This is a genomic window from Streptomyces sp. NPDC041940, from assembly GCF_055589465.1.
This window is the reverse complement of sequence record NZ_JBVJBP010000033.1, coordinates 69,508-82,669: the sequence shown is the minus strand read 5'-3', so window position 1 is coordinate 82,669 and position 13,162 is coordinate 69,508. Positions and strand designations below refer to the sequence as shown.

The 13,162-nt window shown below is 72.4% G+C and carries 12 protein-coding genes and 1 tRNA gene; 6 read left to right on the top strand and 7 right to left on the bottom strand.

The window, feature by feature from the left end:
• Positions 1 to 116: 116 nt before the first annotated feature.
• The 5 genes from thrC to ACZ6I3_RS37275 all read right to left on the bottom strand — a co-directional run bounded on the left by thrC (position 117) and on the right by ACZ6I3_RS37275 (position 5,701).
• Positions 117 to 1,175 carry a threonine synthase gene (gene thrC / locus ACZ6I3_RS37295; RefSeq protein WP_376393663.1) on the bottom strand — a complete coding sequence of 353 codons (1,059 nt, stop codon included), beginning with the start codon at positions 1,173 to 1,175 and terminating at the stop codon, positions 117 to 119.
• A gap of 6 nt (positions 1,176 to 1,181) precedes the next feature.
• Positions 1,182 to 2,474: a homoserine dehydrogenase gene (locus ACZ6I3_RS37290; RefSeq protein WP_382497355.1), complete on the bottom strand. Its 1,293-nt coding sequence runs from the start codon at positions 2,472 to 2,474 to the stop codon at positions 1,182 to 1,184.
• Between the two features lie 147 nt (positions 2,475 to 2,621).
• Complete coding sequence (gene lysA / locus ACZ6I3_RS37285) at positions 2,622 to 4,013, bottom strand: diaminopimelate decarboxylase (RefSeq protein WP_469420784.1); 1,392 nt, start codon at positions 4,011 to 4,013, stop codon at positions 2,622 to 2,624.
• A gap of 11 nt (positions 4,014 to 4,024) precedes the next feature.
• The gene (gene nrtL, locus ACZ6I3_RS37280) at positions 4,025 to 5,083 is read right to left on the bottom strand and encodes an ArgS-related anticodon-binding protein NrtL (RefSeq protein WP_469420783.1); all 1,059 of its coding nucleotides are present in this window, start codon (positions 5,081 to 5,083) and stop codon (positions 4,025 to 4,027) included.
• A gap of 105 nt (positions 5,084 to 5,188) precedes the next feature.
• Positions 5,189 to 5,701 (bottom strand): response regulator, encoded by a 513-nt coding sequence (locus ACZ6I3_RS37275; protein ID WP_469420782.1) that lies wholly within the window; start codon positions 5,699 to 5,701, stop codon positions 5,189 to 5,191.
• Between the two features lie 116 nt (positions 5,702 to 5,817).
• Here ACZ6I3_RS37275 and ACZ6I3_RS37270 point away from each other — a divergent pair.
• Together ACZ6I3_RS37270 and ACZ6I3_RS37265 are read left to right on the top strand one after the other, a co-directional pair.
• A tRNA-Arg gene (locus tag ACZ6I3_RS37270) sits at positions 5,818 to 5,889 on the top strand.
• Between the two features lie 230 nt (positions 5,890 to 6,119).
• Positions 6,120 to 6,620: an Asp23/Gls24 family envelope stress response protein gene (locus ACZ6I3_RS37265; RefSeq protein WP_469420781.1), complete on the top strand. Its 501-nt coding sequence runs from the start codon at positions 6,120 to 6,122 to the stop codon at positions 6,618 to 6,620.
• Between the two features lie 20 nt (positions 6,621 to 6,640).
• Here the strand turns inward: ACZ6I3_RS37265 and ku are convergent, their stop codons facing one another.
• Positions 6,641 to 7,663 carry a non-homologous end joining protein Ku gene (gene ku / locus ACZ6I3_RS37260; RefSeq protein WP_469420780.1) on the bottom strand — a complete coding sequence of 341 codons (1,023 nt, stop codon included), beginning with the start codon at positions 7,661 to 7,663 and terminating at the stop codon, positions 6,641 to 6,643.
• A gap of 63 nt (positions 7,664 to 7,726) precedes the next feature.
• On the opposite strand from ku, the gene ligD reads away from it, so the two are divergent.
• Positions 7,727 to 8,608 carry a non-homologous end-joining DNA ligase gene (gene ligD, locus ACZ6I3_RS37255; protein ID WP_469420779.1) on the top strand — a complete coding sequence of 294 codons (882 nt, stop codon included), beginning with the start codon at positions 7,727 to 7,729 and terminating at the stop codon, positions 8,606 to 8,608.
• 822 nt (positions 8,609 to 9,430) lie between these two features.
• Here the strand turns inward: ligD and ACZ6I3_RS37250 are convergent.
• Entirely contained in the window at positions 9,431 to 10,234 is an 804-nt protein-coding gene (locus ACZ6I3_RS37250; protein WP_469420778.1) for a nuclease-related domain-containing protein, read from the bottom strand.
• 111 nt (positions 10,235 to 10,345) lie between these two features.
• On the opposite strand from ACZ6I3_RS37250, the gene ACZ6I3_RS37245 reads away from it, so the two are divergent.
• The 3 genes from ACZ6I3_RS37245 to ACZ6I3_RS37235 all read left to right on the top strand — a co-directional run bounded on the left by ACZ6I3_RS37245 (position 10,346) and on the right by ACZ6I3_RS37235 (position 13,089).
• Positions 10,346 to 10,849 (top strand): protein-tyrosine phosphatase family protein, encoded by a 504-nt coding sequence (locus ACZ6I3_RS37245; protein ID WP_469420777.1) that lies wholly within the window; start codon positions 10,346 to 10,348, stop codon positions 10,847 to 10,849.
• Between the two features lie 162 nt (positions 10,850 to 11,011).
• Positions 11,012 to 11,827 carry a hypothetical protein gene (locus ACZ6I3_RS37240; RefSeq protein ID WP_469420776.1) on the top strand — a complete coding sequence of 272 codons (816 nt, stop codon included), beginning with the start codon at positions 11,012 to 11,014 and terminating at the stop codon, positions 11,825 to 11,827.
• Positions 11,824 to 13,089 (top strand): ATP-binding protein, encoded by a 1,266-nt coding sequence (locus ACZ6I3_RS37235; protein ID WP_469420775.1) that lies wholly within the window; start codon positions 11,824 to 11,826, stop codon positions 13,087 to 13,089. The genes ACZ6I3_RS37240 and ACZ6I3_RS37235 overlap by 4 nt, the downstream gene beginning before the upstream one ends.
• The last annotated feature ends 73 nt before the right edge of the window (positions 13,090 to 13,162 follow it).

Below are 13,162 nucleotides of genomic sequence, written 5' to 3'. Positions count from 1 at the left end.
GGTCTTGTGTGGGGCCCGTGCGCACCCCCCCACCCTGCGAGTACCCCCCCCCCCCCCCCCCCCCCCCCCCCCCCCCCCCCCCCCCCCCCCCCCCCCCCCCCCCACGTCCGCGCAGGTCAGACGAGTCCGAGGCGCTCCGCCGCGGCCGCCGAGTCGACGGGGACGGTGACCGGCTGCGGGGCGCCGGCGACGGCCCAGTCGGGGTCCTTCAGACCGTTGCCGGTGACGGTGCACACGATCCGCTGCCCCGGGTCGACCTTGCCCTGCTCGGCGGCCTTCAGCAGACCGGCGACGGACGCGGCGGACGCGGGCTCGACGAAGACGCCCTCCTGCGAGGCCAACAGCCGGTAGGCGCGCAGGATCTCACGGTCCGTCACCTCGTCGATGAAGCCGCCGGACTCGTCCCGCGCGGCGATCGCGTGGTTCCACGACGCCGGGTTGCCGATGCGGATGGCGGTGGCGACGGTCGACGGGTCCTTGACGATCTCGCCGCGCACGATCGGGGCGCTGCCGGAGGCCTGGAAGCCCCACATCCGGGGGGTCCGGGCGGAGACGCCGTCGGCGGCGTACTCCTTGTAGCCCTTCCAATAGGCCGTGATGTTGCCCGCGTTGCCCACCGGCAGGACGTGGATGTCGGGCGCGTCGCCGAGCATGTCCACGATCTCGAAGGCGGCCGTCTTCTGGCCCTCGATACGTACCGGGTTGACCGAATTGACCAGCGCGACGGGGTAGTTGTCGCTCAGGGCGCGCGCGAGGGTGAGACAGTCGTCGAAGTTGCCGTCGACCTGGAGGATCTTCGCGCCGTGCACGAGGGCCTGGCCCATCTTGCCGAGCGCGATCTTGCCCGTCGGGACGAGCACGGCGCAGACCATCCCGGCCCGCACGGCGTACGCGGCGGCGGAGGCGGACGTATTGCCGGTGGAGGCGCAGATGACGGCCTTGGCGCCCTCCTCCTTGGCCCGGGTGATGGCCATGGTCATGCCGCGGTCCTTGAAGGACCCGGTGGGGTTCGCGCCCTCCACCTTGAGGTGGACCTCGCAGCCCGTGCGCTCGGAGAGCACCTGCGCGGGCACGAGCGGCGTGCCGCCCTCGCGGAGCGTCACGACCGGCGTGGTGTCGGATACCGGCAGCCGGTCCCGGTACTCCTCGATGATTCCGCGCCACTGGTGGGTCATTGCTGGTTACTCTCCTTCAACCCGCATGATGCTGGCGACACCACGCACGGTGTCGAGTTTGCGCAACGCCTCGACGGTCCCGGTGAGGGCGGCGTCGGACGCGCGGTGCGTGACGACGACGAGGGAGGCCTCGCCGTCCTTCCCCGACTGGCGAACCGTATCGATCGAGACTCCGTGCTCGGCGAACACGGTCGCGACCTGGGCGAGAACACCCGGTTTGTCGGCCACGTCGAGGCTGATGTGGTAGCGCGTGACCACCTCGCCCATCGGCGAGACCGGCAGGGCGGCGTAGGCGGACTCGCCCGGTCCGGTCGCGCCGCTGAGGCGGTTGCGGCAGACGGCGACGAGATCGCCGAGCACGGCGGAGGCGGTCGGGGAACCGCCCGCTCCGGGCCCGTAGAACATGAGCTGCCCGGCGGCGTCGGACTCGACGAACACCGCGTTGTAGGCGCCGCGGACGGAGGCCAGCGGGTGGCTCAGCGGGATCATGGCGGGGTGCACGCGCGCGGTGACGGAGGCGCCGTCCGCGGCCCGCTCGCAGATGGCGAGCAGTTTGATGGTGCAGCCCATCTCCCGGGCGGAGGCGAAGTCGGCGGCGGTGACCTCGGTCATGCCCTCGCGGTAGACGTCGTCGAGACGCACGCGCGTGTGGAAGGCGATGCCGGCGAGGATGGCGGCCTTGGCGGCGGCGTCGAAGCCCTCGACATCGGCGGTCGGGTCGGCCTCGGCGTATCCCAGGGCGGTGGCCTCGTCGAGGGCCTCCTGGTAGCCGGCGCCGGTCGAGTCCATCTTGTCGAGGATGAAGTTGGTCGTGCCGTTGACGATGCCCATCACCCGGTTGATCTTGTCGCCGGCGAGGGACTCGCGCAGCGGCCTGATCAGCGGGATGGCACCGGCGACGGCGGCCTCGTAGTAGAGGTCCTTGTCGTGCTGCTCGGCGACGGCGTGCAGGGCGGCCCCGTCCTGGGCGAGCAGCGCCTTGTTGGCGGAGACGACGGAGGCGCCGTGCTCGAAGGCGGTGGTGATGAGGGTCCTGGCGGGCTCGATCCCGCCGATCACCTCCACCACGACATCAATGTCGCCGCGCTTGACGAGGGCGGTGGCGTCGGTGGTGACGAGGTCCTGGTCGATGCCCTCCCTGACCCGGTCCGGCCGCCGTACGGCCACGCCCGCGAGCTCCACGGGGGCACCGATCCGGGCTGCGAGGTCGTCGGCGTGCGTCGTCATGATGCGCGCCACCTCTGAGCCGACCACTCCACAGCCCAGCAGCGCCACCTTCAGCGGACGCGTACGCATCATCCGACCTCGTTTCCTCATACCGTCTACGGTTGCACCAGTCTCACTCACCGGACGGGACTTTCTGCCCTTCGTCCGGATCGTGAGATATCTATTTCATTTGTACGGGGGTGGACGACAGGAGATCTTCCACCCCACGCCCGGCGTGGTTCAGCCCACGTCGAGACGCAGCAGGTCCTCCTCGGTCTCACGGCGGACGATCACCCGGGCCTCGCCGTCGCGCACGGTGACGACCGGCGGCCGCAGCACGTGGTTGTAGTTGCTGGCCATGGACCGGCAGTAGGCGCCCGTCGCCGGTACGGCGATGAGGTCACCCGGTGCCAGGTCGGCCGGCAGGAACGCGTCCTTGACCACGATGTCCCCGCTCTCGCAGTGCTTGCCCACGACGCGGGCGAGCATCGGCTCGGCGTCGGAGGTGCGGGAGACGAGTGCGACGCTGTACTCGGCGTCGTACAGCGCGGTGCGGATGTTGTCCGACATGCCGCCGTCGACGGAGACGTACGTCCGCAGCCCGTCGAGGGGCTTGATGGTGCCGACCTCGTAGAGCGTGAAGGCGGTCGGGCCGACGATGGCGCGCCCCGGCTCGACGGAGATACGCGGCGTGCGCAGCTTGGCGGCCTCGCACTCCCTGGTGACGATCTCGGTGAGCGCCTTGGCGATCTCGTGCGGCTCGCGCGGGTCGTCGTCGCTGGTGTACGCGATACCGAGCCCGCCGCCGAGGTCGATCTCCGGCAGCTCGACGCCGTGCTCGTCGCGGACGTCCTTGAGCAGCGAGACGACGCGGTGGGCGGCGACCTCGAACCCGGACATGTCGAAGATCTGCGAGCCGATATGGCTGTGGATGCCGACCAGCTCGAGCCCGTCGAGGTGCAGGGCACGGCGTACGGCCTCGGCGGCGTGCCCGCCGGCCAGCGGGATGCCGAACTTCTGGTCCTCGTGGGCCGTGGCGATGAACTCGTGGGTGTGGGCCTCGACGCCGACGGTGATCCGGATCAGGACCTTCTGCCGCTTCCCGAGGCTCTGCGCGATGTGGGCGACCCGGGCGATCTCCTGGAAGGAGTCGAGCACGATGTGGCCCACGCCGGCCTCGACGGCCCTGGTGATCTCGTCGACGGACTTGTTGTTGCCGTGGAAGGCGATGCGGTCGGCGGGCATGCCGGCGGTGAGGGCGGTGGCCAGCTCGCCGCCGGAGCAGACGTCGACGTTCAGCCCTTCCTCGTACAGCCAGCGCACGACGGCACGGGAGAGGAAGGCCTTGCCCGCGTAGAAGACGTCGGCGCCGGTCCCGAAGGCGGTGCGCCACGCACGCGCGCGTGCCCGGAAGTCGGCCTCGTCCAGGACGTAGGCGGGGGTGCCGTACTCCTCGGCGAGCTCCGTGACGGTGATACCGCCGACGGCGACGACACCGTCCTCGTTCCGCGTGACGGTCTCGGCCCACACCTTGGGGTCAAGGGCGTTGAGGTCGGCGGGCGGGGCGGAGTAGTGGCCCTCGGGGTAGACATCGGCGTGACGGGGCCCGGCGGGGTGTGCGGAACGGCTCATATTCGTGTCTTTCAGAGGTGATCGGGTGCGTCGATGCCGAGCAGGGACAGGCCGCCGGCCAGCACCGTCCCGGCGGCTTCGGCGAGCGCGAGCCGGGCACGGTGGGCGGCCGAGGGTTTCTCCTCGCCGAGGGGCAGCACGGCAAGGAGCTGCGGCAGCGTGGCGTCGGCGACGGTGACCAGGTGCCTGGCCAGACGGTCGGGGGTGTGGTCGGTGGCGGCGGCCGCGAGGATGCGGGGGTGGTCGCCGAGCAGGGCGACCAGGGCTTCCGCACCGCTGACGGGCCCGGGTGCGGGCCGGAAGCCGAGGTCGTCGGCGTTGCGCAGCAGGGCCCGGGTGCGGGCGTGGGCGTACCGGACGCGGAAGAGGGGGTTGGTCTCCCGCTGGACCAGATGATCGCCGTTGATCCTGGGCCGGTCGTGCGCGGCGGGGTACAGCAGGGCCCAGCGGGCGGCGTCCCGGCCGAGGGGGAGGGGGTCGGCGGGGGTGGGGACGGGGACGGGGCGGAGGGTGACGTCGTCCGCGCCGTCGGTGTCCACGCCTTGGGTGTCCACACCGTTGGTGTCCACGCCCAGGACGGATTCCCACTCCGGCGCGGGCCGGCCGTCGTACGTGATGCGGACGGAGTCGCCCTGGCTGCGCAGCAGTCGGGCCGTCGCATCCGCGACCACGGCGGCACGGACCTCTGCCGGGCACCGGAGCCGGACGATGTTCCCGCTCAGCTCTGCGGCGTGCCCGTACCACTGCCCGCGCCGCAGGATCTCGTCGACGAGCGCGGCGGACGCCGCGCCTTCCAGGCTGAGGTTGAGGAACCCGGCCCCGGTGACGACGACGTCGGTGATGCGCTGGTCGTCGAGGAGACGCAACCGCAGGATCTCGGCCACGCGCCGGGGCGGCTGCTCCGCCGCACGGGACAGCTGGAGGGCGATGTTGGTGGCGTAGTCGCCGCAGCCCCCGGGTCCCGGGGGCGTGACCACGGCCCGCTCCGGGACGGTCACGCTGAGCTCACCCTCGTCGACAGCGCGACGCACGGCGTGCAGCACGGTGCGGGAGAGCTCGACGGGGGTCACGGGCACCAGCGTATGGGAGGAGGGGGGTGGGTATGCGACCCGGTTTAGGGAGGGTCCGGGATGTGGACGCGGCTTCCCTCAGGCGGCCGAGCGACTGCCCGTCACCTACGGCACGGCCGGCTGATCGAACGTCTGCGCCTGGGCGGCATCGCCCCCGACGTCGGGGCCACCACCGCCCTGCCGTTCCCGACGCCGCGCCCGCTCCATCAACTGCCGCACCATCCCGACCAGTTCGGCGGGCTCGAAGGGCTTGGCGAGGAAGGCGTCGACACCGACATCGAGGCCGGCCTCGACCTCGTGCTGGGTGCAGGCACTGATGATGGCGAGGGGGAGGTCGCGGGTCAGCGGATCCGTCCGCAGCCGAGCGGCGGTCCTGATCCCGTCCAGCCGGGGCATGACGACATCGAGCGTCACGACATCGGGCCGCACCTGATGAACGACATCGAGGCACTCGGCACCATCGGCCGCGGTCACGACCTCCAGCCCCTCCAGCTCGAGGTTGACCCTGATCAACTGCCGGATGACCTTGTTGTCGTCCACAACAAGCACCCGACCCGACGCGCCTGGCACAACTCGAGAGTAGGTCGGCCCCGGCCACCGCGTCCGGGTTTTCCCCACTTCCACCCCGCACGGGCGACCCACACACCCGCCCCCGACAGCGGAAACCCGTTGATGACCACCCTGAGGGAGCTGGTAGTGTTCTACCCGTCGCCGCGAGCAATCGCGACCGATACGCCCCCGTAGCTCAGGGGATAGAGCAACGGCCTCCGGAGCCGTGTGCGCAGGTTCGAATCCTGCCGGGGGCACTTCGCTTCAGCCAATGTGATCATGCGGTTGAGCAGCGTAGATGCCTGAGAAGAAGAGCGGGACCCAGTGGTACTGGGTCCCGCTCTTTCTCGTTGTCCGGACCAGATCGGCCTGTCCCTCGGCACGGCAGGGGCATTTACGCCACTTTCGCCCCATACCCACCATTGTTCTACCGTAGAGAGGAACGACGCTGCTCATACCCCCGCACCGAGTCATCGAGGTGACGGTCATGACGGAGACCACACAGCGCAGGAACACCGCTCCCGGTACCAGGACGGGAAAGCAGGACGGGGTCACGGCACCGCAGGGCGGCAGAGGGGGCGGTGGTTCCCCTGACACCCGTGGCAGCACCGCGATCGCGGACACGGTCGTGGCGAAGATCGCGGGGATGGCCGCCCGGGAGATCCCGGAGGTTCACAACCTCGGTGGCGGGATGACCAGGGCCTTCGGGGCCGTGCGGCAGCGGGTGCCGGGCGGGGGCAGTGGGGTCACCCAGGGGGTGAAGGTGGAGGTGGGCGAGCGCCAGGCCGCCGTTGATCTCGATCTCGTCGTCGAGTACGGCGCCGCCATCACCGACACCGCGTCGGATGTCAGGACCAACGTCGTCAACGCGGTGGAGCGGATGACCGGCCTGGAGGTCGTGGAGGTCAACATCGCCGTCGACGACGTACATCTGCCGGACGAGGAAGAGGACGAGTCCGAGCAGGGAGAGCAGCGGCGCGTGGCCTGAGGGAGCCCCGCCCGGGGCGGTCAGGCCGTGCGCTTGCGTGAGGGCGACTTCTTCGCCGTCGTCTTCTTCGCGGTGCTCTTCGCCGCCGTCTTCTTCGCGGCCTGGCCCGACTGCCCCGACTTCGCTGTCGTCTTCTTCGCCGCGGTCTTCGCCGCGGTCTTCTTCGCCGTCGACGTCGACTTCTTGCCGCCGGTCTGCTTGGGGGCCGCGCGGGCCGTCTTGCGTGGCGGGAGCGGCTTGACCTCGGCGTGGTCGTCGGCCTCCTCGCCGCGGGACTCGCGCGCCGCGCGGACGCTGCTCTCCAGGGCCGCCATCAGGTCCAGGACCTTGCCGCCCGTCGCCGGTTCCGGGGCCTGGCGCGGGGTCTCGCCGGCGGCCTTCGCGGCGATGACCTCCTCCACGGCCTCGCGGTACTCGTCGTGCAGGTCCTCCAGGTCGACCTCGCCGAGGGTGTCCATCAGGGCGTCCGCCAGGTCCAGTTCCTGGTCGCGGACGGTGACGTTCGTGTCGGGGGCGACGCCCTCGGGGGCGCGGACCTCGTCCGGCCACAGCAGGCCGTGCATCGCGATGGCCTCGCCGACCACCCGGAGCATGCCCAGGCGTTCCCGGCCGCGCAGGGCGAACTTGGCGATCGCCACCTTGTTGCTGCGCTTCAGTGCCTCGCGGAGGAGGGTGTACGGCTTCGCCGCCGGGGCGCCGCTCGCCTGGAGGTAGTACGCGGCGTCCATCTGGAGCGGATCGATCCGGTCGCCCGGGACGAAGGCGACGATCTCGATCGTCTTGGCCGTGGGGATGGGCAGGCTGGAGAGGTCCTCCTCGGTGATCGGGATGATCGTGCCGTCCGCGTCCTCGTAGCCCTTGCCGATCTCCCCCTGGGTGACCTCGCGGTCCTCCAGCTCGCAGAACTTGCGGTAGCGGATGCGGCCGCCGTCCTCGGTGTGGATCTGGCGGAAGGAGATCGAGTGGCTCTCGGTGGCGTTCACCAGCTTGATCGGGATGCTGACCAGCCCGAACGAGATGGCGCCGTTCCAGATGGATCTCACGTGCAGCACCCTTCCGGTCACTCTCGGGAGTGTTCGTCCTGGTTCGCGTGGGATTCTTATCGTATGGCGCCTATCACAGTGGTGGAGGGGCGACGGCTCGCGCTCAGCAATCTGGAGAAGGTGCTGTATCCCGCCACCGGCTTCACCAAGGGCGAGGTGCTGCACTACTACGCGACCGTCGCCGAGGTCCTGCTGCCCCATCTGCGTGATCGGGCGGTGTCCTTCCTGCGGTATCCGGACGGGCCGGACGGGCAGGTGTTCTTCACGAAGAACGTGCCGCCGGGTACGCCCGAGTGGGTCACCACCGCCGAGGTGCCGCGGGTCGAGGGGCCCTCGCGGATGGTCCTGGTGCAGGACCTGCCGAGCCTGATGTGGGCGGCCAACCTCGTGACCGAGTTCCACACCCACCAGTGGCTCGTCGACACACCGGACGAGGCCGACCGGCTCGTCTTCGACCTCGATCCGGGGGCGCCCGCGAGCATCGTGCAGTGCTGCGAGGTCGCGCTGTGGCTGCGGGCACGGCTCGCGGACGACGGCATCGAGGCCTACGCCAAGACCTCCGGCTCGAAGGGGCTGCATCTGCTCGCCGCCGTGCGCGGGGCCTCCTCGGAGCGGGTGTCCGAGTACGCCAAGGAGCTGGCGGTCGAGGCGGAGCGGGCCATGCCGCGCCTGGCCCTCCACCGGATGACCCGGAGCCTGCGCGCCGGGAAGGTCTTCGTCGACTGGAGCCAGAACGCGGCGCGCAAGACCACGGCGACCCCCTACACCCTCCGGGCCCGCCCCGAGCCGACCGTCTCGGCCCCGGTGACCTGGGAGGAGGTCGAGCAATGCGAGGCGCCTGGCCGGCTGGACTTCGAGGCTCGGGATCTTGCGTCACGGGTGCGGGAGTACGGCGATCTGCTGGGGCCGCTACTGGATCCGGGGCGGGCCGGGTCGCTCCCGTAGTCGCACGGTCGGCCGATCGTCCGACCGGCCGGGGTGCTCGGTGCCGGGCCTGCGGGGAGCGGCGTGTCACCCGGTCGGGCGGCCGGGGCGGACGTTGTCGGCGGTACGCCGACGGACCCGGGCAGCACGGTGGCCTCGGTGCGCGGCCGCGCCTGATCGGGGGCGGACGTCGCCCACGGGTGCGCGGCCGCGCCCGGCCGGGGTGGACATCGCCGGTGCTCGACCGGCCTGCCGGGGCGGCTCTTCGGCCGCCCCGGGCCTTGGGCCAGGGCAGGTGCCGGGGTGGGCCCGAGCCGGGGCAGGGTTGGGCCGAGACCGGATTGGGCCTGCCGGATCGGGCCTGCCGGATCGGGCCCGCCGGACTGGGCCCGCCGGACTGGGCCCGCCGGACTGGGCCCGCCGGACTGGGCCCGCCGGACTGGGCCCGCCGGACTGGGCCGAGGCGCAGTCGCGCCCGGCCAGGGGGACGTCGCCGGCGCTCGCCCGGCCTGCCAGGGCGGCTCTTCGGCCGCCCTGGGCCAGGGGCGGGGCCGAGGCCGGGGACCGGCACAGGGTGTCCCGGGCCGGGGCACCCGCTCCCGCACGGCCCGCGGCGCCCTCACCTGCGGGAGCAGCTCGTCGCCCAGCCGGACATCATCGGCGGCGACCCGGGCAACACCGGCGGTCTCCGTGTGCGATCGCCCCCGGTCAGGACACCCGCTCCCTCACCTGGCGGTACTGAGAGCCGCCCAGGTGGGTCTCCGGGACGGCCCGGCCGAGCGGCGGCTCGGTGCGTAGTCGCGTCCGGTCAGCGCACCCGAGTCCCCGCTTCCCCGCGGCCCCTCACACCTTCGCCCACGTGTTCCGGTCCCGGGCCATCGCGTGCAGGGCCTCCACGTCCGCCGGTTTCAGGACGGTGCCCTGGGCGGCCAGGCTCTGGACGTCCGTTTCCGTCAGGACGCGGAGTTCGCGGGGTGCCGTCGGGAGCGACACGGTCGTGGGGCCCAGCAGGGCGAGTACGGGGCGGACCTCGGCCGTCAAGGCGTAGGAGGCGCGGTCGGCGTCGGAGCGGACGCGGCGGAGCAGGGGGTACGGGTCGCGGCGGCCCAGGGTGACCATGGGGTCGGCGATCGTCACGCGGTGCTTGCGGGCGTAGAGGGTGTGCACGGCGTACAGGCCACCGGGGCCGATCAGCAGGTGGTGGATGCGGCTGCCGCCGGGGAGCGGGACGGAGTGCAGGGTGTGCCAGCCCGCCCCGTCCAGGGCGTCCAGTGCCTCCCCGACCGTCCGCTCGGCCGTCAGGGCCCGGCGGCGTGGGTCGGGGCGGAGCCGGTGGGCCGGGCCGGGGTCGCGGTCGAGGGCGACGACGAGGGCCTCCCCGGGGCGGTTGGGGGCCAGGTCGTCGTCGGGGTGGAGCGCCAGACGGGCGAGTTCGGCGGGGGTCGGCACCGAGGGCGGCCCGACCGTCACCGGGCCGGTGATGAACGGGCCGAGGGCCCGGAGCACGTCGTCCTCGCGGTCGGCGCCGAGCAGGTTGACCCGGGCCGCCTCACGGTCGTACCAGGCGATGTTCCTGCCGTCCGGGAGGCAGACGTACAGCCGTTCCTGGCCGTGTCGCCGGGTCGGTATGACGCGCAGTCCGTCCATGCACCTTCACCCCCGACCATGGGAACAGGCGGGGTGCTGCGGGGGCAAGAACCCGGTTACCTTTGAGAGGAGTTGGGCAGACCCCCGGGCGGTGTTGGTGGGGAGGCTTCGTTGCGTACCCGCAGGAAACCCGATGTGCCGGCTCCGGAGAGCCCGTGGAACGAGGTGGTCCCCGGATTGTGGATGGGCGGCCACGAGTACACGGGCACCCTGGGCCATCCGGAGTTCGCCGTCGTACGGGACGAGTTCGACCTCGTGCAGACGTTGCTGCGGCTGCCCGGGCACGGCCCCGATCCGGGCGTCCGGCATCACGTCTGGCCCATTCCCGACGGGCCGCTCGACGGGACTCAGCTCGCCGGGGTGATCCGACTGGCCGAGGCGGCGTGCGAGGCGCTGGACGAGGGCCGCAGGATCCTCGTGCGCTGTTACCACGGGTACAACCGCTCCGGCCTGGTCGTCGCGCACGCGTTGATACGCCGGGGAGAATCCGCGGAGACGGCGATCCGGCTGATCCGGGACCGCCGCTCGCCCTGGGCGCTGCACAACGAGCTGTTCGTCGAGTACCTGCGGGCCGGGCTGACCACGGCCCGGCTGCTGGAGGAACTCACGGAGTAGCACTGCGGGGATCCGGCACGGCACAGAACCAGCACAGCACCCGGCCGGTGCGGCGGCAAACGGGCTCCCTCGCGCGCAAATGGGACGTCCCCGCGAATAAGGTGTACCGGGCCGACGGGTCGTGCCCGAGCCGCGTGATCGCCCTCGAACCGCAGGAGTGCAGTGCCCCTCAGCCGTCCCGGACGCCTTCCCGGAAGCCGCCTTGGTCAAGCCGGAACCCGCCCGGGTCAAACCGGACGCCGCCCCGGTCAAACCGGAGCCCGCCCCGGTCAGGCCGCCCGCCGTGCCGTCGTCGTCGCCCTCCTGCTGGCGACCGCCGCGGGCTGCGGGGACGCCGGAGGGCTCGAGGGCGCCGGGGCGACGCCGACGGCGGTCGGTCCGGCCCGGCTCTGGCCGGAGCAGACACCCGCGTCCAGCCCGGCCTTCGAGATCGGTGAGGTGAACACCGAGGTGGTCAAGGGCGTCAAGGTCCCCGCCGGCGACGACATCCGCGGCGTGGACCCGGTCGGGGTCGTCCGGGCCGAGATCGCGGCGAGCCCGGGCGACTACGACGGCGGCAAGGCGCCCTACCGCGACACGGCCAGCCGTATGACCGGCTGCGGCGAGGGCCCCGGGCACGGAGAGTGCCCGGTCCTGAAGCCGTACTACCGGGACCTGACCGGCGACGGGCGCGACGACCTGACGCTGGGCTTCCGGCTGCTGCCCGGCAAGACGACCGCGGTGCGCGTCTACACCGTGGAGAAGCACCGGCTGGTGCAGGTGATGTCGTGGGAGGACGCGCTGAGCGGCGTGGAGCTGGCCGGGCGTTCCCTGGTCATCCGCTCGCCTTCCGAGGTGGCGGGGTACGAGTACCGCCTCCAGTGGACCTGGGACCGGGACCAGCGGGCGATGCTCCTCACCCATGACGAGATGCTGCGCACCGGCCCGCGGAAGCACTCCCGCCACCCGTCCGCCTCCCCCTCGGCGGGCAACGGATGAGACCCGCCCTCCCCCAGTGGTCGGGGACGCTCGCCGTGAAGGCCGCCGCCTTCATCACGGTGATGTGCTGCGCGCTCGCCGCCCTGCTCGGTGTCCTGGTGCATGTGCAGGTCACCGACCAGACCGTCGGCCAGGCCCGCGACCAGGCGTTGCAGCGGCTGGAGCAGGCGACGGAACGGTACGAGGCCGGGGACCCGCTCCGGCGGGGCGCGGCGATGGATCCCCCGGAGCTGCCCCGGGAGCTGCGGGAGCTCGCGGTGGGCGGCGACCGGGGCACGATGGTGGCCGACCGCGAGGGGCGCCCCACGATGTGGGCGGCGGGGCCGGCCGACGGCGACCGGGCCCTGGCCGTGGCGGTCGACTACTCGCAGCAGGCGCGCACCATCGCGGGCCTGGACCGGGCGATCCTCTGGTCGTCGGGCCTGGCGATCGGGGCGACGCTGCTGGTCGGCGCGTTCGCGGTGACGCGGGTGACGCGGCGGCTGCACACCACGGCGCGGGTGGCACGGCGGATCAGCGCGGGCGACCTGGACGCGCGCGTGAACGACCCCCGTACGGCCCCGCGAACGGACCCGCCCGCCAAGGCTTTGGCGCGTCCGCAGGACGAGGTGGCCGCGGTCGCCGCCGCGCTGGACTCCATGGCGTCGTCGTTGCAGGGCAAGCTGCTGGCCGAGCAGCGGTTCACGGCGGACGTGGCCCATGAGCTGCGCACGCCGCTGACCGGGCTGCACGCGGCGGCCGAACTGCTGCCGCCGGGCCGCCCGACGGAGCTGGTGCGGGACCGGGTCGCGGCGCTGCGCACGCTCACCGAGGACCTGCTGGAGATCTCCCGGCTGGACACCGGGCGGGAACTGCTGGAGCTGGACACGGAGCGGCTGGGGCCGCTGGCCGAGCGGGCGGTGCGGACCGCGGGGAACGGCACGGAGGTCAGGGTCGTACGGGATGTGTCCGTGGAGACGGACCGGCGGCGGCTGGAGCGGGTGCTCGGGAATCTCGTGGCGAACGCGCACAAGCACGGCCGGGGCCCGGTCGTACTGACCGTGGACGGGCCGGTGGTGACGGTTCGCGATCACGGGGACGGTTTTCCGGAGTACCTGGTGGCGCACGGTCCGCAGCGGTTCCGCACGGAGGGCGGGACCCGGGGGCACGGGCTGGGGCTGACGATCGCGCTGGGGCAGGCCGAGGTGCTGGGCGCGCGGCTGGGGTTCGCGAACGCGCCGGACGGCGGGGCGGTGGCGACCCTGGTACTGGCGGTGGAGTGAGGGGCCGGGGCGCCTCCTCCTATGGCCCACTGCGACGGGCGGGGCCGGGAGCGCGCTCCTAATGTGGCGATTA